25 protein-coding genes are annotated in these 24,250 nt (G+C 69.7%); 13 read left to right on the forward strand and 12 right to left on the reverse strand.

Features of this window, described 5'->3' with window-relative positions:
* Positions 1–190, reverse strand: a 190-nt coding sequence (locus VFG40_RS09675; RefSeq protein WP_324897145.1) for a hypothetical protein, incomplete at its 3' end; no start/stop codon positions are given.
* Positions 191–602: 412 nt separating this feature from the next.
* On the opposite strand from VFG40_RS09675, the gene VFG40_RS09680 reads away from it, so the two are divergent.
* Together VFG40_RS09680 and VFG40_RS09685 are read left to right on the forward strand one after the other, a co-directional pair.
* Complete coding sequence (locus VFG40_RS09680) at positions 603–1,379, forward strand: iron-containing redox enzyme family protein (protein WP_324897146.1); 777 nt, start codon at positions 603–605, stop codon at positions 1,377–1,379.
* 120 nt (positions 1,380–1,499) lie between these two features.
* Positions 1,500–4,235 (forward strand): putative bifunctional diguanylate cyclase/phosphodiesterase, encoded by a 2,736-nt coding sequence (locus VFG40_RS09685; RefSeq protein WP_324897168.1) that lies wholly within the window; start codon positions 1,500–1,502, stop codon positions 4,233–4,235.
* A 133-nt stretch (positions 4,236–4,368) separates the two neighbouring features.
* On the opposite strand, the gene msrA is transcribed toward VFG40_RS09685, so the two are convergent.
* Positions 4,369–5,085 carry a peptide-methionine (S)-S-oxide reductase MsrA gene (gene msrA / locus VFG40_RS09690; RefSeq protein WP_324897147.1) on the reverse strand — a complete coding sequence of 239 codons (717 nt, stop codon included), beginning with the start codon at positions 5,083–5,085 and terminating at the stop codon, positions 4,369–4,371.
* 176 nt (positions 5,086–5,261) lie between these two features.
* Between msrA and VFG40_RS09695 the strand changes: the two genes are divergently transcribed.
* Positions 5,262–6,077: an arylamine N-acetyltransferase family protein gene (locus VFG40_RS09695; protein WP_324897148.1), complete on the forward strand. Its 816-nt coding sequence runs from the start codon at positions 5,262–5,264 to the stop codon at positions 6,075–6,077.
* Between the two features lie 6 nt (positions 6,078–6,083).
* Here VFG40_RS09695 and VFG40_RS09700 read toward each other — a convergent pair whose 3' ends face one another.
* From VFG40_RS09700 to VFG40_RS09710, 3 genes are read right to left on the reverse strand one after another with little or no spacing between them, the layout of a single operon-like run.
* The gene (locus VFG40_RS09700; protein ID WP_324897149.1) at positions 6,084–6,317 is read right to left on the reverse strand and encodes an RNA-binding S4 domain-containing protein; all 234 of its coding nucleotides are present in this window, start codon (positions 6,315–6,317) and stop codon (positions 6,084–6,086) included.
* 16 nt (positions 6,318–6,333) lie between these two features.
* Positions 6,334–6,762, reverse strand: a complete 429-nt coding sequence (locus VFG40_RS09705; RefSeq protein WP_324897150.1) for a barstar family protein — start codon at positions 6,760–6,762, stop codon at positions 6,334–6,336.
* Positions 6,759–7,172 carry a guanyl-specific ribonuclease gene (locus VFG40_RS09710; RefSeq protein WP_324897151.1) on the reverse strand — a complete coding sequence of 138 codons (414 nt, stop codon included), beginning with the start codon at positions 7,170–7,172 and terminating at the stop codon, positions 6,759–6,761. Before VFG40_RS09710 ends, VFG40_RS09705 begins: the two co-directional genes overlap by 4 nt.
* A gap of 304 nt (positions 7,173–7,476) precedes the next feature.
* On the opposite strand from VFG40_RS09710, the gene VFG40_RS09715 reads away from it, so the two are divergent.
* Together VFG40_RS09715 and VFG40_RS09720 are read left to right on the forward strand one after the other, a co-directional pair.
* The gene (locus tag VFG40_RS09715; RefSeq protein ID WP_324897152.1) at positions 7,477–7,845 is read left to right on the forward strand and encodes a VOC family protein; all 369 of its coding nucleotides are present in this window, start codon (positions 7,477–7,479) and stop codon (positions 7,843–7,845) included.
* 82 nt (positions 7,846–7,927) lie between these two features.
* Complete coding sequence (locus VFG40_RS09720; protein ID WP_324897153.1) at positions 7,928–8,761, forward strand: glucose 1-dehydrogenase; 834 nt, start codon at positions 7,928–7,930, stop codon at positions 8,759–8,761.
* Between the two features lie 24 nt (positions 8,762–8,785).
* Here the strand turns inward: VFG40_RS09720 and VFG40_RS09725 are convergent, their stop codons facing one another.
* Positions 8,786–9,631: a DUF72 domain-containing protein gene (locus VFG40_RS09725; RefSeq protein WP_324897154.1), complete on the reverse strand. Its 846-nt coding sequence runs from the start codon at positions 9,629–9,631 to the stop codon at positions 8,786–8,788.
* A 196-nt stretch (positions 9,632–9,827) separates the two neighbouring features.
* Here VFG40_RS09725 and VFG40_RS09730 point away from each other — a divergent pair, with 196 nt between their 5' ends.
* Complete coding sequence (locus tag VFG40_RS09730; RefSeq protein WP_324897155.1) at positions 9,828–11,498, forward strand: serine hydrolase; 1,671 nt, start codon at positions 9,828–9,830, stop codon at positions 11,496–11,498.
* Between the two features lie 36 nt (positions 11,499–11,534).
* Positions 11,535–13,181, forward strand: a complete 1,647-nt coding sequence (locus tag VFG40_RS09735) for an alpha/beta hydrolase (RefSeq protein ID WP_414649281.1) — start codon at positions 11,535–11,537, stop codon at positions 13,179–13,181.
* Between the two features lie 7 nt (positions 13,182–13,188).
* Here the strand turns inward: VFG40_RS09735 and VFG40_RS09740 are convergent, their stop codons facing one another.
* Positions 13,189–13,596, reverse strand: a complete 408-nt coding sequence (locus tag VFG40_RS09740) for a hypothetical protein (protein ID WP_324897156.1) — start codon at positions 13,594–13,596, stop codon at positions 13,189–13,191.
* On the reverse strand, positions 13,593–14,084 hold the full coding sequence (locus tag VFG40_RS09745; protein ID WP_324897157.1) for an OsmC family protein: 492 nt from the start codon (positions 14,082–14,084) through the stop codon (positions 13,593–13,595). Before VFG40_RS09745 ends, VFG40_RS09740 begins: the two co-directional genes overlap by 4 nt.
* A 73-nt stretch (positions 14,085–14,157) precedes the next feature.
* Between VFG40_RS09745 and VFG40_RS09750 the strand changes: the two genes are divergently transcribed.
* Positions 14,158–14,835 (forward strand): ArsR/SmtB family transcription factor, encoded by a 678-nt coding sequence (locus tag VFG40_RS09750; RefSeq protein ID WP_324897158.1) that lies wholly within the window; start codon positions 14,158–14,160, stop codon positions 14,833–14,835.
* Between the two features lie 10 nt (positions 14,836–14,845).
* Here the strand turns inward: VFG40_RS09750 and VFG40_RS09755 are convergent, their stop codons facing one another.
* The 3 genes from VFG40_RS09755 to VFG40_RS09765 form a co-directional block, all read right to left on the reverse strand.
* Positions 14,846–15,274 (reverse strand): VOC family protein, encoded by a 429-nt coding sequence (locus VFG40_RS09755; protein ID WP_324897159.1) that lies wholly within the window; start codon positions 15,272–15,274, stop codon positions 14,846–14,848.
* Between the two features lie 195 nt (positions 15,275–15,469).
* Positions 15,470–16,285, reverse strand: coding sequence for a DUF6597 domain-containing transcriptional factor (locus VFG40_RS09760; RefSeq protein WP_324897160.1), 816 nt, complete (start codon positions 16,283–16,285; stop codon positions 15,470–15,472).
* A gap of 7 nt (positions 16,286–16,292) precedes the next feature.
* Positions 16,293–18,707, reverse strand: coding sequence for a DUF3772 domain-containing protein (locus VFG40_RS09765; protein WP_324897161.1), 2,415 nt, complete (start codon positions 18,705–18,707; stop codon positions 16,293–16,295).
* Between the two features lie 88 nt (positions 18,708–18,795).
* Here VFG40_RS09765 and nfi point away from each other — a divergent pair, with 88 nt between their 5' ends.
* The 4 genes from nfi to VFG40_RS09785 all read left to right on the forward strand — a co-directional run bounded on the left by nfi (position 18,796) and on the right by VFG40_RS09785 (position 22,260).
* Entirely contained in the window at positions 18,796–19,479 is a 684-nt protein-coding gene (gene nfi, locus VFG40_RS09770) for a deoxyribonuclease V (protein WP_324897162.1), read from the forward strand.
* A 144-nt stretch (positions 19,480–19,623) separates the two neighbouring features.
* Positions 19,624–20,298 (forward strand): hypothetical protein, encoded by a 675-nt coding sequence (locus VFG40_RS09775; RefSeq protein WP_324897163.1) that lies wholly within the window; start codon positions 19,624–19,626, stop codon positions 20,296–20,298.
* Positions 20,295–20,636: a transcriptional regulator gene (locus VFG40_RS09780; RefSeq protein WP_324897164.1), complete on the forward strand. Its 342-nt coding sequence runs from the start codon at positions 20,295–20,297 to the stop codon at positions 20,634–20,636. Before VFG40_RS09775 ends, VFG40_RS09780 begins: the two co-directional genes overlap by 4 nt.
* A gap of 4 nt (positions 20,637–20,640) precedes the next feature.
* Entirely contained in the window at positions 20,641–22,260 is a 1,620-nt protein-coding gene (locus VFG40_RS09785) for a serine hydrolase (protein WP_324897165.1), read from the forward strand.
* A 660-nt stretch (positions 22,261–22,920) separates the two neighbouring features.
* On the opposite strand, the gene VFG40_RS09790 is transcribed toward VFG40_RS09785, so the two are convergent.
* Positions 22,921–23,424, reverse strand: a complete 504-nt coding sequence (locus VFG40_RS09790) for a DUF3592 domain-containing protein (protein ID WP_324897166.1) — start codon at positions 23,422–23,424, stop codon at positions 22,921–22,923.
* Positions 23,425–23,578: 154 nt separating this feature from the next.
* Here VFG40_RS09790 and VFG40_RS09795 point away from each other — a divergent pair.
* The coding region (locus VFG40_RS09795; RefSeq protein WP_324897167.1) for an ABC transporter transmembrane domain-containing protein at positions 23,579–24,250 on the forward strand (672 nt) is incomplete at its 3' end.

Consider the following 24,250-nt stretch of genomic DNA (forward strand, 5'->3'; position numbering starts at 1 on the left):
CGCCGCTGAACAGGCGGTTGCCTTGCGCATCCACCACCTGGGCCGGAATGGGTGGAGCATTGCGATAAGCCAGCGAGGTAATCGTGAGCAACCCGGCGAAACCCAGCACCATCACGATCAGCACCGTGCGCAGCCACCAGGGCGACAGTTCGGGGTCTTCCGGGGTCAACGGCTGGGCGGCAGTGCTCATAGAGCTTTCCCTTCGACGGCGTGTAGGCGAGTATCGGATGGTGCAGGTGCAGGGGCACAGTTGCCCGCCGGTGCCGAAATCGGGCCATGGTCTGCGTAGATTTTCCCCAAGTTGGCGCGGCCAGCATTTTCCTCTTCCCGTGCACGACCTGTGAATGGGGCGAGCTGGATTGGCCGTCCATCCGCTCGAGGCGAACTGGGGTCGCAAAAAAAACAGGCGAGCTGGCGTACTCCGCGTACGCGCTCCGGGGCATGGCTTGCGCGATGGGGGGCGCCACCACAATGGTCATGCATCAAGGAATTTCGGCATCACCGCGATGCCGGATCACGGCCGGCATGGGAGGCTCTGTACTGCCTGCCGGCCATCAACGCTGCAGTCGACTGCAGCTTCATTGACGACCGAGGTGAATCAAATGAACATCCTTTTCGAGCGTACCGGCCCCCTGACCGAACTGAGCAGTTATCCGCAGTGGGCGCAGGACATGGTGGCCGATTGCGCGGCCACCAAGCAGCGCGTCCTGGACCACGATATCTGGCGCATGATGACCGCACTGCAGCTCGACCACGAATCCACCCGCAACTTCATGATGGGCCTGTGGCCGTTCATCGAGCGGTTCCCCAGCTTCATGGCGCTCAACCTGCTGAAGACCCGTTATGGCCGCAGCCCGGGGGACGACAAGGCCCGGCGCTGGCTGGTGCGCAATATCCGGGTCGAGCAGAACCACGCCGAGTACTGGCTGAACTGGGCCGACGGCGCCGGGGTGGCGCGCAGCCGGCTGCTGGACGAGCTGCCGCCGCACGGCACCGACGGGCTGGCCCGCTGGTGCGAGGACATCAGCGCCCGCGGCTCGCTGGCCGCCGGGATGATCGCCACCAATTACGCGATCGAGGGCGTAACGGGTGAATGGTCGCAGATGATCTACGACAGCGAGACCTATCGACAGGGCTTCGATCCGTCGATTCGCACCTCGGCGCTAAAGTGGTTGCACCTCCATGCCGCTTATGACGACACTCACCCGTGGGAAGCGCTTGAGATCGTTTGCACGCTGATGGGTCTGGAGCCCTCGGCGGACGACGTGGCGCACTTGGCCGAATGCATCAAGCGCAGCTACACCAGCATGATCCTGCTGGGCGATCGATGCATCCAGAGCTGTCCGGAACGGGTGTTGGTGCAGGAGGATGCAGCGTAAGGACGTGCTGCAGACCGAAACTGGAGCGGCGGACGGCGTCGGAGTCCCTCAACAAACAGGGTTGCAATGCGTTTCGTCGGTAACAGTTGGAGTCTGCAGCGTTCCTTGTCACAGCGACTGATGCCGCTGGCCTACGCGCTTGCGTCGGCCGTGGTGCTGATCATGGCGATGACCTGGGGCGTGCTGCAGGTGCAGGTGACTCTCGCTGGTTTTCTCAACAGCGAGAGCATCTGGTCCAAGGCGCAGAAGCAGGCCGTGATCGACCTGCAGCATTACGCCGTCGACGGCGATCCCGCCGCCCTGGCCAGCTTCCGCCGCAATTACGGCCTGCTGGAGGCCGACCGCTGGGGCCGGGACGCCATTGCCTCGGGTCACTACGAAAAGTCCCAGCTGGACGAGGTGTTCCGCCGCGGCAACATCATGCCGGCGGCCCAGCCGGGGATGATCTTCATGCTGCGCCACTTCAACGGCGCGCCCCACCTGCAGGCCTCGCTCGATGCATGGCGCTCCACCGACGCGCCGATCGCCGAGCTGCAGCAGGTCGCCAACGAGCTGCAGCGCGCCTATGCCGCGGGCACCCCGCCGGCGGCGGAGATCGCGCGCCAGCGCGCACGCATCCATGCGCTGAACCGATTCATGCAACCGCGCACCGAGCTGTTCTCGGTGGAAATGGTCAAGGGCGCGGTGTGGGCGGGCCAGATGCTGTTCTGGTGCGTGGTGGGCGCGTTCTGCCTGGCGGCGGGCCTGTGGATGTGGATGGCGCGTCGCATCGTGCAGAGCATTCGCAGCAGCGAAGAGCGCTACCGGCTGCTGTTCGACAGCGCCAGCGACGCCATTGTCATGGTCGATCAGGGCACCGGCCGCATCCTCGATGCCAACCGCACCGCCGCGGCCTGGACCGGGCGCAGCGAGCGCGACCTGGTCGGCAAGAGTTTTTCCTCGCTGTTCGCCGACGACCCGCTCGCGGTGGACAGCACGCTGCCGCTGCCGAGCGCGCGCGCCGGCGACGTGGCGCTGACCTCGCTGCTGGACCGCGGCGGTCAGGTGCGGCCGGTGGAAACGCGCTCCAGCGTGGCGCGCTGGGGCAACACCGAGGTAAGCCAGGCGATCGTGCGCGACGTCTCCGAGCGGGTCACCATGGAGCGCGAGCGGCGCGTCGCGGCCAAGGCGCTGGGCAGCATCGCCGAGGGCGTGATCATCGCCGACGCCGAGCGCCGCGTGGTGACCGTCAACGCAGCCCACGTGGAGATCACCGGTTTCACCGTGCAGGCACTGCAGGGCCTGCGCTTCGACGATATCCGCACCTTGCCGGACGACCGCCCGCTGCCGGACAGCGTGTGGCGCTCGATCGAGCTGGGCGGCAACTGGCGTGGCGAGGTGAAGAGTCGCCGCCGCGATGGCAGCAGCTATCCGGAGCTGCTCAGCATCAGCGCCATCCGTGCCGACTCCGGGCAGGTGCTGCACTACGTGGCGGTGTTCACCAACATCACCACCACCAAGGCCGACCAGCGCCGGCTGGAGCACCTGGCCACGCACGACCCGCTGACTGGGCTGGCCAACCGGGCCGAGTTCGAGCGGCGCTGTAACGAGGCGCTCGAGCACGCCTCGCGCGCGCGACGCTGCGTCGCCGTGCTGTTCATCGACCTGGACGCTTTCAAGATCGTCAACGACAGCTACAGCCACGCCATCGGCGACCGGCTGCTGGCGCGGATCGCCGAGCGCATCGGCGCCGAGCTGGGCGAGGGTGACGTGGCCGGGCGCATCGGTGGCGACGAGTTCACCGTGCTGGCCACCGGCATCGAGACTCGCGACAACGCGGCGGACCTCGCCAGCCGGCTGCTGGTGGCGCTGGCAGCGCCGATCACCGTGGACGACTACGACCTCGTGCTCAGCGCCAGCATCGGCATCGCCAGCTATCCGCTGGACGGCGAGAACCCGGCCGCGCTGATTTCCAACGCGGACGCGGCGATGTACGCGGCCAAGAGCGAGGAGCGCAACGCGTTCCGGTTCTACTCGCCGATCATGCAGGCCGATGCGCGCAAGCGCCTGCAGATGGCCTCGGAGCTGCGCCAGGCGCTGGTCAACGACGAGTTCCGGCTGGTCTTCCAGCCGAGCCTCGAGCTGCGCACCGGGCGGATCGTGGCGGTGGAGGCACTGCTGCGCTGGCAGCACCCCAAGCGTGGCCTGGTGATGCCCGACAACTTCATTCCGATGGCCGAAGGTCTCGGGCTGATCCGCCGGATCGACGAGTGGGTGCTGCGTTCGGCCTGCGCCTGGATCAAGCAGTGGGACAGCGAGCGGGTGGCGCCGATTCGCGTGGCCGTCAACGTCTCGGCCAGCTGGTTCGGGCACCCGGCTTTCATCGAGGGGCTGCACGCGGCGCTGCGCGAGTTCCAGGTCGACCCGAAGCGGCTGCTGCTGGAGATCACCGAGAGCGCGATCCTGCGCCTGGGCGAAGGCACCCATCGCACCATGTACGCGCTGCACGCGATGGGCGTGGGCGTGGCGATCGACGACTTCGGCACCGGTTACTCGTCGCTGGCCTACCTCAAGCTGCCGGCGGTGGTGTGCCTGAAGATCGACCGCACCTTCATCACCGGCATCCCGCGCAATCCGGACGACGTGGCGATCGTCGAGGCGATCCTGGCGATGACCCGCAGCCTCAAGCTGTACGCGATCGCCGAGGGCATCGAGGAAGAGGCGCAGAACGAATTCCTGCTGCGCGCCGGCTGCGAGGAAGGGCAGGGCTACCTCTATGCCCGGCCACTGGAAGTGCCGGACCTGCTGCGCATGCTCAAGTCCGGCGGCAGCAATCCGCCGACGCGCCTGCGACTGGTTCCCCCGCGCGCCGGCTGACGGCGAGCGCCTGCTGCGCCCGCCCGCGTTGCGTCGACCCACGATGACCGCCCGCCGCCTGTCTGCCACCACCGGCAGCAACAAAAAGGCCGCCCCGGGGGCGGCCTTCGCTCTGCGCGGTGCCGTTGCGGTGTCAGCGCTGCTGAGCCTGCGCCAGGGCGGTCTCGGTCTGGTACAGCGCCGGCATCAGCTTGCGCAGCGCCGCCACCTTGGGCGCGTCGTTGTAGACGATGTAAGGATCGTTGGGATGGGTACGGTAGTAGTCCTGGTGGTAGCCCTCGGCCATGTAGAACGCCGGCAGCGGCTCCACCTTGGTCACGATCGGCGCGGGGTACACCCTGGCCGCCTCCAGCTGGGCGATGTAGGCGCGTGCGACCTCGGCCTGCTGCGCGCTGGTGGTGAAGATCTCCGAGCGGTACTGGGTGCCGTGGTCCGGGCCCTGCCGGTCGAGCTGTGTCGGGTCATGCGCCACCGAGAAGAACACCTTCAGCAGCGTGCCGTAGCTGACCTGGGCCGGGTCGTAGACGATCTTCACCGACTCGGCGTGGCCGGTGTCGCCGTCGGACACGCGGTAGTAGCTGGCGGTGTCGGCGGAGCCGCCGGCATAGCCGGCCCAGACCTGCTGCACGCCCTTGACGTGCTCGAACACGGCCTGCAGCCCCCAGAAGCAACCGCCGGCGAACACCGCGACCTGCTCGTGCCCGCGGGTGGCAGGCGCCGGATCGTTCGTCGGGCCGGGGATCATCGCGCCGTCGCGGGTGGCCGGCGAGGCCGTGCAGGCGCCAACCACCAGGGCCAGCAGCGCCGCGCCGGCGCGCAGCATGAGGGAGGAACGGGAAAGCGTGCGCATGGGGAGTCTCCAGAAAGCAGGGCGGGGTGGAGTAATGCGAGGCAGCACAAGGACATATACGCGCCGCGCCGGCTCGGGGATGCAGCCGCGGCGTCATGTTGGGTTCGCCGCGGCAGCCTCGACGGTTACCCCGCACCGTCGGTGGTATGGTCGACCGCCGTTTTCCGGCTGCTCCCATGCGCTCGGTGATTGATCTCGACGCCTATGCCCGCCGCGTGGGCCACCTGCAGCCGTTGCTGCCGGATCTGGCCACCGTACAGGCACTGGTGCGCGCTCACGTGGCGGCGATCGCGTTCGAGAACATCGACCCGTTGATGGGCCGCCCGGTCGATCTCGACCCGCTGGCGATCGAGGACAAGCTGGTGCATGCCGGCCGCGGCGGTTACTGCTTCGAGCACAACCTGCTGCTGGCCGAAGTGCTGCGCGCGCTGGGCCTGCCGGTGACCGGGCTGATCGCGCGGGTGCTTTGGAACCGTCCGGTCGACCACCCCAGCGCGCAGACCCACATGGCGCTGCTGGTCACCATCGCGGGCGAGCGCTGGCTGGTCGACGTGGGTTTTGGCGGGCTCACCCTCACCAGCGTGCTGCGGCTGCAGTCCGGGCTGGAGCAGCTCACGCCGCACGAGCCGTGCCGGCTGCTGGAAAGTGGGGGCGAGTGGCGGCTGCAGGCCAAGGTCGGCAGTCAGTGGCGTGCGCTGTACCGGTTCACCCTGCAGCCGTGCGAGCCGATCGATTACGTGGTTGCCAACCACTACGTCTCCACCCATCCGGATTCGCCGTTCACCACCGACCTGATGGTGGCGCGCACCGACGTCGACCAGCGCCTGGCGCTGCGCAATCACGAGTTTACGGTGCGCCACCGCGACGGGCGTCAGGAGCACTACCTGCTGCGCAGTGCGCGCGAAATACGCGGCGTGCTGGAGCACCAGTTCATGCTGGTGCTGCCGGGCCACGTGGCACTCGACCGGCGGCTGGCCGCGCTGCCGGGCTGACGCCGCTCAGACGGCGGCGTGGACGATGATTTCCACGTCGTCGCCGGGCAGCTGCACGCGCTGGCCGGGCCGGATCTTGCAGGTCTTGCGCAGTTCCAGCACGCCGTCCACGGTTACGGCGCCGCTGGCGACGATCGCCTTGCCGGCGCCACCGCTGTCGCACACGCCGACTAGCTTGAGCAGCTGGTTCAGTTCCACGTGCAGGTGTGGGGGCTCGAGCTCGAAATCGATCTGCTGCATGGGTATCCGATGAACGTCAGGGTGCCGCGTGGGCCGCGGGCAGGGAGAAAAAGGCGAAGAACGGGCGGTCGTGTTCCACCGCAAAGGTGGCCGCGTCGTCGAGCACGCCCGACAGCACGGCGGCCTCCTGCGGCGCAGCCGCACGCAGCGCATCGGCGCCAGTGAACAGCAGCACGTGGCCCCACGCCGGCTGCCAGGACGGGTCGCGCAGGCAATCGGCCAGCGCGTCCCAGTTGTCGCCGAAGTCCGCCGGCAGCTTCAGCGCGAAAGCGAGCCGGCGCAGCAGCGCGTGCTTGCCGGTGCAACCGGTCAGGTCGATCCGGCACACCGCCAGCTCCGCCCGCTCGGCCTGGGCAGCGAGGGCCGCCAGGGCATCGGCGTCGACCTCATACACGCCGCCCAGCATCGGCCGGGTGAGGTCCAGGCGTGCGTCGCGTTCGCTCATCGCGGCCCCTCGAGGCGGCGGAAGCTGCGGTAGTGATCGGCCGTGTAGTAGTACACCGCGGGCGGCGTGCCGCCGGTGACGATGCGTCGCGTGCCGCGATGGCGGGCACCCGGCGTGGGCACGGTGTACTCGTGGTAATGGCCGCGCGGCTGCTGCGGCAACCGGTGCTCGTAGTTGCCGAACACCACCCCGTCCTGCGCATGCTCGAACGGCCCGCCGGCGGCGATGCGCGCCAGCGTGGCGGCAACCTCCGGCGGCAGATCCGCCCGCTGCCGTGCCGTGCGATCCGGCGCGGGCACGATGGACGGCTCCGCCCGGTCCGGCCGGCCCGCTGCCGGTGACGGCGCGCGCTGCTGCCACGCTGCCAGGGCAACGATCGACACAAGCACGAGTCCGAGCAATTTGCGCATGGCGGCAGGCGAAGCGGGCAGGCGCCGCAGTGTAGCGATGTGCTGCCGCAGATGCTCTGGTCAGCCAGGCGCGAAGGGTATGGCGTGGGCGAGAGTGGCAGGGCATGTCGCACGGGGCCGGCCCGTCGGGCCGGCCCGTCGGGCGCTCGGCTGGGCCGCGCGCCGCTGCGTGATGATGCTCCCGGCGTCGGCCCCACCCGGGCCTTGGCCGATGATGGCTGCGTCGCGTTGATCCGGGCGTCGCTAGTATCGGCGCACCCCGGGCAGCGCCGCTCCCGGCACGCGGGGCAGCGGAGAGCTTGTCATGATCGGTTACGTCACCCTGGGCACAAACGACCTGCCGCGTGCGGCGGCCTTTTACGACGCGCTGCTGGGCGAGATCGGCGCCAAGCGCCTGATGGAAAACGAGCGCCTCATCTTCTGGGGCGTGTCGCAGGCCCAGCCGAGCCTGGTGCTGATCAAGCCGTTCGACGGCGAGCCGGCCACGGTCGGCAACGGCGTGATGGTGGGGCTGGTGGTGCCCGGGCGCGAGAAGGTCGATCGCCTGCATGCCAAGGCGCTGGAGCTCGGGGGCAAGGACGAAGGCGCACCGGGCGATCGCGGGGGCGGTTTTTACGCGGGCTACTTTCGCGACCTGGAGGGCAACAAGCTCAACGCGTTCTGTCTCGGCTGAGCCATGCACGGTCGGCATTGACCCGGCCATGAGGCGCGGCATTGCATGCTGCTCCCCCCGCAGCCGCATTCCGGAGCATGCCATGGCCCGACGTTCCTCCTCCCGCGCCGCCGCCGCACCGCCGTCCCCCGCACCGGCGTTGCAACCGTCACTGCACGAGCGCGTGGTGCTGGTGACCGGCGGCGCCCAGGGGATCGGCCGCGGCGTGGCGCAGGCGGTGCTGGCGGCGGGGGGCCGCGTGCTGATCGGCGATACCGACAGTGAGGCCGGCCGCGCTTGCCTGGACGAGTGGCAGGTGGGCGACGCCGCGGCGTTCCTGCCACTGGATGTGGCCAGCGAGGCCGGCGTGCGCCGGTGGATCGCCGCCGCGGGCAAGCGCTTTGGCCGCATCGACGGGCTGGTCAACAACGCAGGCATTGCCGATCCGCACACCGGGCCGCTGGAGCAACTGACGCTGCGCGAGTGGCGGCGACGCCTGGCGGTGAACCTCGATGGCGCGTTCCTGTGCGCTAAACACGCGCTGCCGTGGTTGCGCCAAGCCCCAGAGGGTGGCGTGCTGCTCAATATCGCCTCCAGCCGGGCGCTGCAGTCGGAGCCGGACACCGAGGCCTACGCCGCCAGCAAGGGGGCCTTGCTGGCATTCACCCATGCGCTGGCGATCAGCGCGGGGCCGGCCGTGCGCGTCAACGCGATCAGTCCCGGCTGGATCAGCACCGAGGCCTGGCGCAAGCCCGCCGAACGACGCCCGCCGCGTCTGAGTGCCGCCGACCACGCCCAGCATCCGGCCGGGCGGGTGGGCACGCCGGCCGACGTGGGCGCCCTGGCCGCTTTTCTGCTCTCGCCGCAGGCAGGCTTCATCACCGGCGAAAACTTCGTCGTCGACGGTGGCATGGTGCGCAAGATGCAGTACGTCTGAGCCACCGCGCCCTGCGCCTGCGGATCAGCGCCGGGCGTCCACCTTGCGCTGCAGCGCCACCGCGGCGGCTGGATTGCGCTCCTTGTCGGCGCTGATGAAATAGATGAAGACATCCTTCGGCGCCTGCCGCTCCTGAACCGCCGACACGTGCGGCAGCGCCGCCGGGTCACCGCCGGCATGCCACTGGGCGGCGTATTTGGCCCACTGCGCGAGTTCCGCTGGCGGATAGCCGGTGGCCTGGGCGCTGCGGCTGCGCATCAGCCGGGCGTAGACGAAACCGCCGGTGAGATCGGCCAGCGAAGGGTAGTCGGGCGAATCGGTGAACACGGTGGCCACCGCATGCGCGCGTGCCAGCGACACATAGCGGTCGTCGAGGAAGCTCGCGTGACGCACCTCCAGCACGTGCCGCAGCGGTTCGCCCTGGAGGGTGTGCGGCAGCGCGTCCAGAAAAGGCGCCAGGTCGTCCGGGTCGAATGCGCGGGACGGCGTGAACTGCCAGACGATCGGCCCGAGCCGGTCGCCGAAGCCCTGCAGATTGTCGACGAACGCCGCCGCCGCTTTGGTCGCATCGGCCAGCGATGCCCGCTGCACGATCGCCTTGGGCGCCTTGAGCGAAAACATGAAGCCGTCCGGTGTCTGCGCGGCCCACTTGGCGTAGGTCGCCGGTGACTGCGCGCGGTAGTAGGTGCCGTTGATCTCGATCGCGCGCAGCTGTCGGCTGGCGTATTCCAGCTCCCGCCGCTGCACCAGCCCCGCCGGATAGAAATTGTCGCGCCAGGCCGGGAACACCCAGCCGCCGATGCCGCAGCGGATGGCCGGGCCCGCTGCCATGGCCGGCAAGGGGGCGAACGGGTGGTTGGTGTCGGTCATGGCAGCACGGCAGCAGCAGAGCGGGGGCCGCATCTTGGCACGGGCACCGCGGCGGCGATGTCGGCTGCGCGTGAGCGCTGCTGCCGTTGGCTGCATGCAGTGCGGGCGGTGCGGCCCATGACCTTCGGGCTAGGCAGGGGCGGGGCTTTGCCGCGATAGTGGAGCGATTGTCTGTCGGTCAGAAAGGGGTGTGAGCATGTCCAGTCGAGTGTCCCTGCGCGCGGCCATCGCCGCTGCGCTGCTGGTGGCGACCTGCGGGTCGATGGCGCAGAGCGCGCCGGCCAAGGGCACGCCGCCGCCCATCGGCATCAACGATTCCGCGCGCCCGGCGTTGCCGCCGGACCTGGCCGACTTCGCCGCCTACGTCGACAGCGCCCGCACCACCTTTGGCGTGCCCGGCATCGCCGTGGCCATCGTCAAGGACGGCAAGGTGGTGATGGAGCAGGGCTTCGGCGACAAGTCGCTGGACCCCAAGCAGCCGGTCGACGCGCACACGCTGTTCGCGATCGCGTCGAACACCAAGGCATTCACCGCCGCCGCGCTGCAGCAGCTGGACGAGGCCGGCAAGCTGAAGATGGACGACCGGGTGATCGACCACTTGCCGTGGTTCCGCATGTCCGACCCGTACGTGACGCACGAGATGCGCATCCGCGACCTGCTCGCGCACCGCAGCGGCCTGTCGCTGGGCGCCGGTGACCTGCTGTACTGGCCGCCGACCTCGTACACCACCAAGGAGGTAGTGGAGCGGCTCAAGCACGTGCCGATCAAGAACGGCTTCCGCAGCGGCTACGCCTACGACAACATCCTGTTCGCCGTGGCCACGCTGGTGATCGAGCAAGCCTCGGGCCAGAGCTACGCCGACTACATCCGCACGCACCTGTTCCAGCCGGTCGGCATGGATGAGTCGCTGATCGACAAGAACGACATCGCCCCCGGCATGGACGTGGCCACCGGCTACGCCAAGGAAAATTTCAAGGACCTCAAGCCGGTGCCGCCGATGGCCTGGAGCAACGATCCGGGCGCGGGCGGCATCTACGCCAGCGTGCACGACCTGGCCAAGTGGATGAACGTGCAGCTGGCCGGTGGCGCATTGCCGGAGAAAGGCCCCGACGGCAAGGCAAAGCGCATCTTCTCCGAAGACAGCCAGCGCCAGATGTGGACCATGCTCACGCCGATCACCGTGAGCAAGCCGCCGATCCCCGAGCTGGCCCCGGTGATGCCGAACTTCTACGGCTACGGCGAAAGCTGGTTCCTCTCCGACTACCGCGGCCATCGTCTGGCCTGGCACACCGGCGGCTGGCCGGGCTTCGTCTCGCGCGTGACGCTGGTGCCGGAACAGCACCTGGGCGTGGTGGTGCTGACCAATGCCGAGTCCGGCGCCGCGTTCAATGCGGTGACCTACCGCGTGCTCGACGCCTACCTGCACCCGGGCGAGAAGACCGACTGGGTGGCGGTGTACGACAAGCTGGTGAAGAAGGGCGAGGCCAAGGCCGACGACAGCTGGGCGGAGCACCAGAAGGCGCGCGCCAAGAACCCGAAGCTCGATCTGCCGCAGGCCAGCTATGCCGGCACCTTCAAGGACCCGTGGTACGGCGACGTCATCGTGACGAACGAGGGCGGCAAATTGCGCATGCGCTTCAGCAAGACCCGCCAACTGGTGGGCACCATGACGCCGTGGCAGCACAACAGCTTCGTGGTGAAGTGGGACGACCGTACGCTCAACGCCGACGCCTTCGCCACCTACACGCTGGACGCCGACGGCAAGATCACCGAGTTGCGGATGGAGCCGATCTCGCCGCTCACCGATTTCAGCTTCGACTTCCAGGACCTGCGGCTGGCGCCGGTCGACGCCCACGACACCCACTGATCCGCGCTGTCACCACACACGTTAGGGGAACCTGCCATGCGCCATCGCCTCCACGCCTTCGCTGCTGCCGCGCTCGTCGCCGGCATGTTCGGTACGGTCCACGCTGCCGATGCACCACCGGCGCACCGGTTCTTCCACGTCACGCTGGGTGATGCGTCCAGCCAGCCCACCTCGGGCCGGCTGCTGCTGTTCGCTACCGACGCCGGGGCGGCCCGGGCCGACGCGTTGAAGGCCTCCGGCGGCAAGGACGGCACGGTGAGCGAGGTCGACGCCAGCCCGTTCGCGCCCACCAGCACCAGCGTCGCGGCGATGGAAGTGTCGCACTGGGTGCCCGGCCAGACGCTGGACATCGACGCCGACCAGATCGCGTTCCCCGCCGGCTACTCGCAGCTGCCCGAGGGCGACTATCTCGTGCAGGCGGTGCTCGACGTGAACCACGACTACAACTACGGCGGCCGCGGCGCGGGTGACCTGGTGAGCGGCGTGGTGAAGGTGCACCTGCCCAGCGCCACCATCCCCAGCCTCTCGCTCTCCAGCGTGGTGCCCGCGCGCGATCCGTGGCAGCTGCCGGAGTCGGCGCCGGCCGAGCGCAAGCAGGCAGTGGCTGCCGCGCGCGAGCACGCCCACGACATCGGCTTCACCAGCCCCGTGCTCAGCGCGTTCTGGGGCCGGCCGATGGTGATGAAGGGCCGCGTGCTGACGCCGCCGGGCTACGACCCCAAGGCCGACAAGCGCTACCCCACCGTCTATTACACGCACGGCTACGGCGGCACCAACGATCGCCTGATCGGCCCGCTGGCCAGCGTGTGGGACGCCATGGCCAAAGGCGAGATGCCGCCGATGATCTGGGTGTTCCTGGACGAATCGAGCCCCACCGGCACCCACGAATTCGCCGACTCGGTGAACAACGGTCCGTGGGGCCAGGCGCTCACCACCGAGCTGATTCCCGCGCTCGAAAAGCAGTACCGCATGGACGGCAAGGCCAGCGGGCGGTTCCTCAACGGCCACTCCTCCGGCGGCTGGGCCACGCTGTGGCTGCAGACGCGCTACCCGGGCGTGTTCGGCGGCACCTGGTCCACCTCGCCGGACCCGAGCGATTTCCACGACTTCACCGGCATCGACCTGTACGCGCCGCACGCCAACGTCTACCACCGCGCCGACGGCTCGCCGTATCCGCTGGTGCGCGACGAGGGCAAGGTCATCGGCACGTTCCAGCAGTTCGCGCAGATGGAGCGCGTGCTCGGCCCGTACGGCGGCCAGCTCGCCTCGTTCGAGTGGGTGTTCTCGCCGCGCGACAAGGACGGCCGGCCCGTGCCGATGTTCGACCGCGACACCGGTGACGTCGATCCGGCCGTGGTCGGCTACTGGCGCGAGCACTACGACATCGCCCATCGCCTGCAACAGCAGTGGCCGATGCTGAAGAACAACCTCGACGGGAAGATCCACCTCTACGTGGGCACGGCCGACACGTTCTATCTCGATGGCGCCGCGCACAAGCTCGAGGCGGTGCTGGACCGCCTCGGCGCCAAGGCGGAGTTCCGCTTCATTCCCGGCCGCACCCACTTCGATCTCTACGTCGTGGGCAAGGACCGGCAAGGCCTGCTCAAGCAGATCGCTTGGGACATGTACGCCGTGGCGCGGCCGGACGCGAAGCAGCCGAAGCAGGCAGCAGGCACGCCCTGAGCGCCGCTCACGGCGCGGCCCGTTGCCACGCCGCGCTGACCGCGCTGCCGGCGACCGGGTCGTCGACCACCAGGATCAACCGGTGGTCGTGGTCGCTGTACTGGGCCTGGATGTTCACGCCCGCTTCGGCCATGCGTCGACACAGCGCCCCCAGCTGACCGGGGCGCTCCTGTTGCAGCCTGAGCACCAGCGGCTCGCATACCGCGTCGACCGTGACGCCCGCGGACTCCAGCGCGCGCCGTGCGGCGGCGCCGTCGTCGACCAGGAAATGGGCGATGCCCCTACCGCCGACCACCCAGGCGCCGCCGCCGTGGATGTTGATGCCGGCACGGCCGAGCTCCTCGGCCATGCCGGCCAGCGCGCCGGGCACGTCCGGCAGGGTCAGGGCGATGTCGTGCAGCCTGGTTGTGCTCATGCCGCGCCCTCCGCAGCGAGCGTGCCTACCTGCGCGTGGTGCGCCACCGGGAACCGGCACGAACGCGCAATGAAGCACGCCCGGTGCGCTGCCTCGTGCAGCGCGCGCGCCTGCTCGACGTGGTCGCTCGCGGCAACGGCCACCTGCGGGCGCAGCGTGGCTTCGCGGAACGCCCCGCTGCCCGCGGCGTCGAGCGCCAGCACGCCCTCGCAGTGGTCGCGATAGGCCAGCACGCAGATGCCGGCGCGGGCGCACAGTGCGAGGTAGGTGAGCATGTGGCATGCCGACAGGGCCACCAGCAGCAGGTCTTCCGGATTGTGCGCGGCCGGGTCTCCGGCGAAGGCGGCGTCAGCCGAGCCGGTGAGCTCGGGCTTGCCCTCGATGCGGGCGCGAAAGCTGCGCGCGTAATCGCCGTATCCGGCGGTGCCGCGGCCGGTGTTGCCGTGCCACTGGACATCGGCACGGTAGTGATGATCGCGGGACGGCATGGCGAGGTGCTCCGTGAGGGGGAACCGCATCGTCCCGCTTGCCGCTGCAGCATGCTTCGACCACCATCGAACCATGTCCCCCGCGCCCGATATCGCCGCGCTTGCCGCGGTCCTGGCCGACCGTCGTCGCGCCGCCATGGTGTCGGCGTTGATGGACGGTCGCGCGCTCACCGCCACCGAGCTGGCCGCGGTCGGCGAGGTCGCCGCTTCCACCGCCAGCAGCCACCTCGCGCGGCTGGTCGCTGCGGGACTGTTGGAGGCCCTGCCGCAGGGTCGCCACCGCTACTTCCGGCTGCGCGGCGCCGGGGTGGCCGGCCTGCTGGAAGGCCTGATGGCTCATGCCGCGCCGCCGCCGACGGTGCCGACCGGCCCGGTCGACGGCACCCTGCGCCTTGCCCGCGTGTGCTACGACCACCTCGCCGGCAGTTGCGGCACCGCGCTGTTCGACGCGCTGTGCGCGGCCGGCTGCCTGGAACGGATCGACGAGGCGGTACGACTCACTGCGGACGGCGAGGCCTGGTGCCTGCGTCAGGGGATCGACGTCCCCGCGCTGCGCCGACAGCGCCGGCCGCTGTGCCGCAGCTGCCTGGACTGGAGCGAGCGACGGCCGCATCTGGCCGGTGCGCTGGGTGCGGCGCTGCTGCAGCGACTGCTGGAGCAGGGCGTCCTGCAGCGGCAGGCGGCCGGACGGGCGTTGGGGGTCGGCGCCCGCTGGAACCGCCTGCTGGAGACGCTCGCCGTACCGGCCTGAGCGTCGTGCCTTACGCCTGCGGCGACTGCCACGGGTCGTAGCTGCCGAACCACCACAGATGGCCTTCCGGATCGCGGCAGCTGTAGCCGGCGCCGCCGTAGGGCTTTTCCTCGTAGTCGTCGACGATGTCTGCACCGGCGGCGCGGGCCCGCTCGTAGTGGGCGCGGCAGTCCGTGACGGTGACACAGGCGCACTGGGTTTCCCGCCCGCCGACCTGGTCCGGCTGCACGATGTGCCGGCCGAAGTCGTTGTCACGCACCTCCCCGAGCATCACCATGCCGGCGCCGTAGCTGAGCTGCGCGTGCTGCACCCCGCCGTGTTCGTCGCGGTGGACCGCATGGCGCTCGAACCCGAACGCGCGGCACAGCCAGTCGATGGCTGCGTTCGCATCGCGGTAGCGCAGGCAGGGGATGATGGCGCTGCCATGGATGGGGGACATCGTTCGCTCCTTGGTGAGGGTGCACGGTGGGATGCCGACGCGACGGCGCCGGCTGATCGTGCCGGCACGGTAGCGCGCGCTGCGCGGGTCGGTCTTGGCGTTTTTCCGCGGCGGCACGGTTGTACGGCCGGACACGCGGGGGGTGCACCGCCTGCACGCCGCGCGTCGTGCCGCCACGCGGGCCATGCCGAGCGCCTAGTCCAGCGCCAGATGGTTGAGATGCGGGCCGCGCCGGGCCATGAACGCGGTCGGCGTGAGCCCGGAAAACGCGCGGAACTCGCGCACCAGATGCGCCTGGTCGGTAAAGCCGCCGTCGGCCGCCACGCGGCACCAGTCCACCGTGCGTACGCGATGCACCTGCACCAGCACCGCGCGGAAGCGCTGCAGCCGCGCGTAGCGCTTCGGGCCCATGCCGACGTGGCGACGAAAGCGCTCGCCGAAGCGATCCTCGGACAGCCCCGTCTCCTTCACCAGCGGCGCGATGCGCGCCCATTGCGGCACGCGGTCCAGTGCTGCCAGCACGTGGGCGACGGCCGGATCGAGCGCCGGCCCGCGACGCTGGCGCGACAGCCATGCCTGCAGCAGCGCGATGCGCCGTGCTGCCGACGGCGTCTCCAGCAGTCGCTGGCGCAGCTGGCGCGCCGCGGTGCCGAACAGGGCATCCAGGTCGATGTCGCGCCCGAGCATCGGCTGCTGGTGCTCGCCGGTCAGCGCGTGCGCCCCGCCGGGCCGGAATACCACGCCCATCACCCGCACCTGTTCGGCACTGTCGATGATCTGGCTGCTCATCACCGGGCCGCCCAGCACGCTGCCGGAGGCGCGCACGCAGCGGCGCTCGGCGTCGTCGGTATAGGTACGCGTCTCGTCTTCGTGCAGGTTGATGATGAGCTGTGCCCCGGGCTTGGGCAGCACCCGCTCCAGGCGGTGTTCGGCCAGCGGCATGTCCCAGTCCCAGATCGATTCGATCAGGTGGTCGAGCGGTGCCGGCGGCCGGTGCTGGAGAAAGCCCATGGCGTGCTCAGGGCGAGGGTGGCAGGTCGGGCGACACCTCGGTCGCGCGTGAGGGGCGCACGGTGCGCACCAGCATGTCCTGCGGGCGGATCAGCGGCAGGTTCTGCTCGCGCAGCCTGGCCAGCACGGCGAACAGCAGGTCGCTCTTGACGCTGCCGGCGTCGCGCGGGCTGCGCGTGTAGGCAAACGCATTGAAGATCATGCTGTTGTTGTCGATGCTGTCCAGCTGCACGAACGGCGCCGGCGTTTCGAGCGTGGCCGGGTGCGCGTTGAGCGCCTCCAGGATCAGCTCGCGTGCCCGCGCCGCGTCCGTGTCCAGCGGCATCGGCACCTTGAAGTTGGCCCGGCCCATCGCATTGCCCAGCGTCACGTTGCGCACGTTCTGGGTGATCAGCTGCGAGTTCGGCACGATCATGGTGGAGCGGTCCCACAGCTGGATCTCGGTGGCGCGCACGTTGATGCGGCGGATGTCGCCCTCCACGCCATTGAGGCTCACCCAGTCGCCCACCTTCACCGGCCGCTCGGCCAGCAGGATCAGCCCCGAGATGAAGTTCGACACGATCGCCTGCAGCCCGAAGCCGATGCCCACCGACAGCGCACTGGCGATCCAGGTGATGTTCTGCAGGCTCACCTTCAGCGTGGCCAGTGCCATCACGAACACCAGCACGCCGCCGACGTAGCCGAGCAGGGTCACCACCGAGCTGCGCATGCCCACGTCCAGGCCGGTGCTGGGCAGCAGGTCCTGGTCGAGCCAGCGCTTGAGCGCGCGCACGACCATCAGGCCGATCACCAGCACCAGCACCGCCTTCACCAGGTCACGCGGTGCCAGCGTCAGCTCGCCGAACGAGAGCCCGCGGAAGATGCCGTTCAGGCTGGACGACAGGTCTTCCGGGCTGGCGCCCAGCCGCGAGACCACTGCGCCCACGGCCACCAGCACCGCCAGCGCGCGGGTGACGCCCGCCAGCACGGTGCGGGTCTGCTCCAGTCGCGCCGGCTCCAGCGCAAAGGCCGCCTGCATCCGCTGGCCGCTGCGCCCACGCGGGGACAGCACCAGCTCGTAGCTGTCGTTGAGCACGTGCATCAGCAGGTACAGCGTGGCCACCACCACGCCGATCCAGACCGTGTTGATCGCCACGAAAAACGCCAGCGCGATATAGCCCGCCGCCACCGCCAGCACGCAGCCGATGGCGGCAAGCAGTACCGCGGCCAGACACAGGCCGACCCACAGCGGACGGCTGGGTGGCGGCGTGCCCGCCGCCAGCAGCGCGCGCCGCGCGCGCGCCTGGCGTTGCACGATGGTGCCCAGCAGCGCCCCGATCACCAGCGCAATGAGGCCGCGGGTGGCCACGCTCGCGGCCAGGCTCGCGCTGATCGCGTGGTTGATCACCTCCACCGCGCCCAGCACGGCAACGGCTACCGCCAGCAGCCACGGGAACGGCCGCAGGGCGGTTGCCTCGGCATTGGTGAGGTTGGGCAGGCGCCAGCTCGGTCGCACCGCCGAGAGCAGCGCGCGCCCGAGTCCGGCCACGTACGCGCTGAGCAGCACCAGCCGCACCAGTTGATGCGCCAGTCGGCTGAGGTCGTCGTCCAGCAGGTCGTTCCAGTTCAGTGACCAGTACACCAGCTGGGCGGCCAGCCCGGTGTTCAGTGCCGTGAGCACGGCCACCGCCAGCGCCATCGCGCTGCGCCGCAGGTGGCCGGCCGGCATGCGGTTCTGGGTCAGTCGCAGCAGCTGGCGCTCGAGCAGCCAGCGCCCCACGCCCAGCAGCAGCGCGGCCGCGACCAGGCACAGCACGAACGGCGTGCGGTTGGGTGGCTGCCACGCCGCGTGCAGCGCGGCGCGCAGGTCTGCGCCCAGGCCGCGCAGGCGGCGAAGGTCCGCCGGCAGGCTGCGCACCGCATCGCTCCAGAACGCCCGACCGAACGGGGTGGTGGTGCGTTCGGCCAGGCGCGCCTGGAATTCGTTGCGGCGCTGGTCGGTGAGCTGTGCGGCGAGTTGCGTCGCCTCCTGGCTGGTCAGCTGCGCCTGCTTGACCTGGGCATCGAGGTCGGCCTTGGCGCGGTCCAGCTTGCGTCGCTGCGCACTCACTTCCACCGCCTCGGCAGGCGCTCCGCTGACCGGCGCCGGGCCCAGTACCGCCAGTTGCGCCTGCAGGCTCTGTTCCTGCGGTGCCAGCGCCACGGCGACCTGCGCGGCCTGTTCCTGCACTGCCAGCGCCTGCCCGCGCAGGTCGGCCAGCTGCTGCGTGGCCGGCTTGTCCGCCAGCGCTTTCCTGATCCCGTCGAGCTGGTCGCGCAGCTGGTCCAGCGCCTGCGCCGGGGTGGGCGCAACCGGTGGCGCGGCGGCAGCCTGGCGGGCCAGCGTGGTACCGCTGGCGCAGGCGAGCAGGACGATCAGGACAAGACGAAGCAGGGTAGGCATCCGGGCATGATCGGAGCGCGCCCGCGGGGGGTCAATCCGGCGCGGCGCGTTGACGATGCGTTCAACGGCGGGCGTTCAGTCTGCGCCGATGCGCCATCCGTTCGACATCGATCCGCAGTGGCTTGCCTGGGACGGCGACGTGGCGCGTGCGCGCGCGCTGCAGAGCGAGCTGGCCGCGGGCGTGCGGCTGCATGACGAGCTGCCGCCGCCGCGGCTGATCGCGGGCGTGGACGTCGGCTTCGAGCAGGGCGGCGCGGTGACCCGGGCGTCTGCGGTGCTGCTCGACGCGGCCAGCATGCAGCCCGTGGCGGACGCGCTGGCGCGCCTGCCGACCCGCATGCCGTACATCCCGGGCCTGCTGTCGTTCCGCGAGCTGCCGGCCGTGCTGGAGGCGTTGGCGCAGCTGCCCGAGGTGCCGGACCTGATCCTGGTGGACGGCCACGGCGTGGCGCATCCGCGGGGTCTGGGCATCGCCGCGCACCTGGGCGTGGTCACCGACCTGCCGGCCATCGGCGTGGCGAAGAAGGTACTGGTGGGCAAGCATGACCCGGTGGGCCCGCAGCGCGGCGACCAGGCGGTGTTGATCCATCGCGGCCGCTTGATCGGCACGGCGCTGCGCAGCAAGGACGGCATCAAGCCGCTGATCGTCTCGCCGGGGCACCGCGTCAGCCACGCCACGGCTGTGCAGCAGGTGCTCGCCTGCGGCCGCGGCTACAAGCTGCCCGAGCCCACGCGGTGGGCTGACCGCATCGCATCACGACGGGATCTCTGAAACTTTGCTCGCGGCGCCATCGCGACGAGAGGCAGCGCGTCAGCGTTGCCGTGGCGGTTGACCGACCACGTGCCGACCGACCGGTAGTTGACGAAAGCGGTTTGTAATGCAAACCTGTTTGCAACAAGCCGATCGGACCTTGCCATGACCTCGAATGCCCAGGACCACCTGCATGAAGTGGAGTCGCTCACCCGGAGCTACGCGCGCTATTCGCGCAGTGCCGGCGGCGTGGGTTCGGTGCTCGGTGGCGTGCTCTGCCTGTTTTCGTATCTCGCCGGCGCGCTGCTGCCGCTGACGCCGCTGGTGCGCGCCACGCTGATCGCCGTCCCCGCGCTCTGGCTGCTGAGCAAATGGTGGTTGACCCATCGGTTCTACCAGCGCTTCGGTCATGTGGAGGAGCAGCCCGCTGCCGCCGCACGGCGGGTTCACGTCGCCGGCGTGGTGGTGACGGTGCTGGTCGCCGGGCTGGTCAGCTGGAAGCGCCTGTCGCCGGTCTGGCCGCACCTGTCGGCGCTTTCGGCGGGCGACCTCGGGTATCTGCTGGTGCTGTGGCTGCTGCCGCTGGCAGCCTGGCGCTGGTTGCGCAGCCCGCTCGATTTCATAGTCGGGGTGTTCCTGTTCTGCCAGGCGGCGGTGGTCAGCGCCGGCTTCGCCTACCCGCTGATCGGCGCTACGCACGACCCCCAGTCCACCTTGATGGCGCTCATCGCGCTGGAGTTTCCGCTGGCCGCGCTGGCGATGATCGGGCTCGGAATGGTCGAGCATCGGCGCTACCGGCAGATCGAGCGCCGCCTGCAACAACTGGCGACGCCAGCGTGACCGAGGCGAGCGGCCTGGGCGCCGTGATGGCGCTGGATCGGCTGGTGCATGAGCCGGCCCGTCTGCTGATTCTCGCGGTGCTGGCCAACGCGAAGGAGGTGGAGTTCACCTTCCTCGAAACCGTGAGCGGGCTGAGCAAGGGCAACCTGTCCAGTCACATGAGCAAGCTGGAGGCGGCTGGCCTGATCGAAGTGATCAAGCGTTTCCGCGGCAAGCGTCCGCTGACCGAGCTGCGCATGACTGCGGCCGGCCGCAAGGCGCTCGCCGACTACCGCCAGCGCCTTGCGGCGGTCATGCAGGAACTGCCCGACACCGCGCCCTCCGCGAAAAGGAAATGATCCGATGAAACTGCCTTGTCTTTGCCTGCTCGCCGCCGCGCTGGTGCCCAGGATGGCAGCCGCGCAGGCGGCGAGCGGCGCACCGGTGCTCCCGGCGCGCATCGCCGACGCCGCCACCCGGTTGACCGAGGCGGGCACCTATCCCGCCATGGTGGTGGTGATGGTGGACGGCGATCACACCCAGATCGCGGGTTTCGGCAAGCTCGCCGACGGGCGCGCCCCGAACGCCGCCACCGTGTTCGAGATCGGCTCGATCACCAAGACCTTCACCGCCGCCGTGCTGGCGCACGACGTGCAGACCACACCGCTCACGCTCGACACGCCCGTGGCCGGGCTGCTGCCGGATTTCCAGCTGCCGTCGCGCGATGGCCACGTGATTACGCTGGGCCTGCTGGCGGAGCAGTTCTCGGGCTTGCCGCGCCTGCCCGGCAATCTGCAGCCAACGGATCTGGACGATCCGTACGCCGACTACGACTCGGCCCGCCTGAAACGTTTCCTCGCCAGCTACACGCTTGCGCGCGATCCCGGCGCGTCGTACGAATATTCCAACCTCGGCTTCGGCCTGCTCGGTGAAGCATTGGCCGAACACGCAAACCTCTCCTACGGTGCGCTGCTGCATCGGGACGTGCTCGCTCTGCTGGGCATGGCCTCTACCGATGTGAAGCTCACCACCGCCTTGCGCGCGCGGCTCGCGCCCGGCCACGACGAAGCGGGGCAGCCTGCCGTTCACTGGTCGTGGCAGGCACTGGCCGGCGCCGGGGCGTTGCTCAGCGACGGCAGCGACATGCTGCGTTATCTGCAGGCCAACATGGGGCGGGTGAAGACGCCGCTGGGCGCTGCACTGCGACTGGCGCACGAGCCACGCCGCGCCATCGGCGGTGACGACCGCATCGGCCTGGCCTGGATGACCCGTCACACCGAGGCCGGCGACGTGATCTGGCACAACGGCGAGACCGGCGGCTACGCCAGCTTCATCGGCTTCACCGCCGATGGCCGGCGCGGCGTGGTGATTCTCGCCAACGGCGTCGGCGCGCCGCAGGACCTCGGCTTCGCGGCGTTGGTGCCGTCACTGCCGGTGCCGGTCGCACACAAGGCGGTGACCCTGCCGCCGGCACAGCTGGACGACTACGTCGGCCGCTACCCGCTCGCGCCCGGCTTCGTGCTCCGCGTGTTCCGGCGCGAGGCGCAGCTGTTCGCTCAGGCCACCGGGCAGGGCGCGTTTCCCACTTTCGCGAGCGCGCGCGATGTGTTCTTCGCCAAGGTCGCGCCTATCGGCATCGACTTTCGGCGCGGCAACGATTGCAAGGTCGATGGCCTGGTGCTGCACCAGAACGGCAGCGACCGCGCCGTGCCGCTCGCCCCGGCCGTGCTCAAGGACTACGTCGGGCGCTACACGCTGTCACCCGGTGTGCAGTTCGCGGTCAGCGTCGACGGCGGCCAACTGCGCGTGCAGCTCACCGGTCAGGCCGCGCTTCCGGTCTACGCGCGCGCGCAGGACCACTTCTTCTATACCGACGTCGATGCGCAGATCGATTTCCAGCGTGACGCCACCGGCAAGGTCGTTGCGCTTGTGCTGCACCAGAACGGGCGCGACCTGCGGGCGCCGCGTCAGCCATCACAGTGAGCCCGCCGCCGACGGCGATAAAGCGTCGGCAATGAACACCCATCCATCCCGCGTTCAAGGACTCGTCATGCTCGCCGCCGCCATCGCCGTTTTCATCGCTGTCTTCGTGGTGATTGCCGCCACTCGTGCAAGACGTCGCCGCTAGACGTCGTCGCTAGTCCCGGCAGCGCTCGGTCGTCGTGGCGAGCGCGGCGAGCGCGGCGAGCGTTACTGTCACCTGTCGAGGCACATTCCGGATCGATCCCGCAAACAGGCGCGGCGCGCGACGGGTCCAGCGTCGGGTGAAACGCGTCGCCGAAGGCGATGCCTCGTTTTGCCCGCGGCTGTCCGCCGGTGTTTGCGACATGGCGATGCCGGCGAGGGACGTGGCTCGTCAGCCATGCAGTGCCGAGGCGGGCCGCAGCGCCGATCTGCAAACGGCAGGGGATCGGCAGGGCGCTGCGCAGCAAGGAAAGCATCAGACCGCAGGTCCGCTCGCCGCGTCTCGCGCCGGCCTCGCCCCAGCACGCAGCAGGCGCTCGCCTGCGGCCGCGGCGGCGAGCGGCCCGAGCCCACGCGGCTGGCCGATCGGCTCGCCTCGCCCGGGGATTCTCCGCGCCAGCGCGGATCCCCGCTTGCGGGTCATCGGCACCGGCTCCTGCGGTTGCCATGTCGCGGCCGTTACGGTTTGCGGTCAGTGCGGCCGGAATTCATCAGTGCGAGCAGGCCGGTCACCGCGGCGGCGGCCAACGCAAGCCGATAGAGAAACGTGGAGACACGCAGGCCGTAATCCACGATGAAGGCGCTGTCGCGCACATCCGGACTGCGCGGGTCGTATCGCACGCGAACGCCCTGGCCTTGCTCGAAGGCCGGCTCCCGTTGTCCGACATGGGAGCGGAAGGTGACCGACCGCCCCTCGCTTGTCGTGAATTGCACCCAGGGGAAAGACCTGCACTCGCCGTGTCGACCTCCGGTGGAGGGATAGCCACAGGCCGAGCCGAAGGCCACGACCTTGCCGTAAGCGACCGGCCATGTCGCGTCCTCCTTCCGCTCGTGCACGCTCTTCAGCCAGCCGGCGACCAGCAGGGCGATGGCGATGCCTGCGCAGACGACCGCTTCGTGGCGGCGATGGCTGCGCGCGTGGCGGGCGGGGGCGGAGTTTTTTTTGGCGCGGAGGTGGGGCATGTGCTCGGCATCCTGGCCGGGTTTCGCTGCGGGCCTGCCGCGTGGTTCCGACGGTCTAGACTAGCGCGCTGGAAAACAGGATGGACGGTGTCGCGCGCAGGCTGCCTTTTCGGCCGGCCCCTACGCCGCGCCCCTTGCACACACGAGACTTTTCATGCTCTTCCGCTGGTTCGAAAACCTCATCGACCCGTTCAAGGAGCCGGTCGACGCCATGCCGCCGGCCACGGTGGGGCGGTTCTACGCGTTCTACCTGCGCCAGGTGTGGCCGATCTTCCTCATCACGTTGCTGGTGGGGCTCGGCTTCGCGCTGATCGAGGTGGCGCTGTTCGGCTACATCGGGCGCATCGTGGACATGGCCAACGCCACCCCGGCAGCGGACTTCTTCCGCCTGCACGGCCGCACGCTGGTGTGGATGGGCTTCGTGGCGCTGGTGCTGCGGCCGGTGCTGTCGGGGCTGCACGACCTGCTGGTGAACCAGGCCATCGTGCCTGGCCTGACCGGGCGCATCCGCTGGCAGAACCATCGTTACGTGATCCGCCAGAGCCTGGGATTCTTCCAGAACGACTTTGCCGGGCGCATCGCCAACCGGATCATGCAGACGGGCCCGGCCCTGCGCGAAAGCGTCGTCGCCGGCACCAATGCGGTCTGGTACATCTTCGTCTACGGCGGCAGCGCCATCTTCCTGATGTCCTCCAGCGATGTCCGGCTGGCGGTTCCCGTCATGCTCTGGTTCCTGGGCTACGCCGTCTTCCTCAGCTATTTCGTGCCCCGTCTGCGCGACCGCTCGCGCGAGATGTCCGAGGTGCGCTCGGCGCTCACCGGGCGC

This window comes from Dyella sp. (assembly GCF_035685805.1).
Classification (GTDB): Bacteria; Pseudomonadota; Gammaproteobacteria; order Xanthomonadales; family Rhodanobacteraceae; genus Dyella_A.

What these genes read in the sequence shown, in the direction of transcription:
- VFG40_RS09680 (WP_324897146.1), top strand. Translation starts at nt 603, where the DNA reads ATGAACATCCTTTTCGAGCGTACCGGCCCCCTGACCGAACTGAGCAGT.
- VFG40_RS09685 (WP_324897168.1), top strand. Translation starts at nt 1,500, where the DNA reads ATGCCGCTGGCCTACGCGCTTGCGTCGGCCGTGGTGCTGATCATGGCG.
- msrA (WP_324897147.1), bottom strand. Translation starts at nt 5,085, where the DNA reads ATGCGCACGCTTTCCCGTTCCTCCCTCATGCTGCGCGCCGGCGCGGCG.
- VFG40_RS09695 (WP_324897148.1), top strand. Translation starts at nt 5,262, where the DNA reads ATGCGCTCGGTGATTGATCTCGACGCCTATGCCCGCCGCGTGGGCCAC.
- VFG40_RS09700 (WP_324897149.1), bottom strand. Translation starts at nt 6,317, where the DNA reads ATGCAGCAGATCGATTTCGAGCTCGAGCCCCCACACCTGCACGTGGAA.
- VFG40_RS09705 (WP_324897150.1), bottom strand. Translation starts at nt 6,762, where the DNA reads ATGAGCGAACGCGACGCACGCCTGGACCTCACCCGGCCGATGCTGGGC.
- VFG40_RS09710 (WP_324897151.1), bottom strand. Translation starts at nt 7,172, where the DNA reads ATGCGCAAATTGCTCGGACTCGTGCTTGTGTCGATCGTTGCCCTGGCA.
- VFG40_RS09715 (WP_324897152.1), top strand. Translation starts at nt 7,477, where the DNA reads ATGATCGGTTACGTCACCCTGGGCACAAACGACCTGCCGCGTGCGGCG.
- VFG40_RS09720 (WP_324897153.1), top strand. Translation starts at nt 7,928, where the DNA reads ATGGCCCGACGTTCCTCCTCCCGCGCCGCCGCCGCACCGCCGTCCCCC.
- VFG40_RS09725 (WP_324897154.1), bottom strand. Translation starts at nt 9,631, where the DNA reads ATGACCGACACCAACCACCCGTTCGCCCCCTTGCCGGCCATGGCAGCG.
- VFG40_RS09730 (WP_324897155.1), top strand. Translation starts at nt 9,828, where the DNA reads ATGTCCAGTCGAGTGTCCCTGCGCGCGGCCATCGCCGCTGCGCTGCTG.
- VFG40_RS09735 (WP_414649281.1), top strand. Translation starts at nt 11,535, where the DNA reads ATGCGCCATCGCCTCCACGCCTTCGCTGCTGCCGCGCTCGTCGCCGGC.
- VFG40_RS09740 (WP_324897156.1), bottom strand. Translation starts at nt 13,596, where the DNA reads ATGAGCACAACCAGGCTGCACGACATCGCCCTGACCCTGCCGGACGTG.
- VFG40_RS09745 (WP_324897157.1), bottom strand. Translation starts at nt 14,084, where the DNA reads ATGCCGTCCCGCGATCATCACTACCGTGCCGATGTCCAGTGGCACGGC.
- VFG40_RS09750 (WP_324897158.1), top strand. Translation starts at nt 14,158, where the DNA reads ATGTCCCCCGCGCCCGATATCGCCGCGCTTGCCGCGGTCCTGGCCGAC.
- VFG40_RS09755 (WP_324897159.1), bottom strand. Translation starts at nt 15,274, where the DNA reads ATGTCCCCCATCCATGGCAGCGCCATCATCCCCTGCCTGCGCTACCGC.
- VFG40_RS09760 (WP_324897160.1), bottom strand. Translation starts at nt 16,285, where the DNA reads ATGGGCTTTCTCCAGCACCGGCCGCCGGCACCGCTCGACCACCTGATC.
- VFG40_RS09765 (WP_324897161.1), bottom strand. Translation starts at nt 18,707, where the DNA reads ATGCCTACCCTGCTTCGTCTTGTCCTGATCGTCCTGCTCGCCTGCGCC.
- nfi (WP_324897162.1), top strand. Translation starts at nt 18,796, where the DNA reads ATGCGCCATCCGTTCGACATCGATCCGCAGTGGCTTGCCTGGGACGGC.
- VFG40_RS09775 (WP_324897163.1), top strand. Translation starts at nt 19,624, where the DNA reads ATGACCTCGAATGCCCAGGACCACCTGCATGAAGTGGAGTCGCTCACC.
- VFG40_RS09785 (WP_324897165.1), top strand. Translation starts at nt 20,641, where the DNA reads ATGAAACTGCCTTGTCTTTGCCTGCTCGCCGCCGCGCTGGTGCCCAGG.
- VFG40_RS09790 (WP_324897166.1), bottom strand. Translation starts at nt 23,424, where the DNA reads ATGCCCCACCTCCGCGCCAAAAAAAACTCCGCCCCCGCCCGCCACGCG.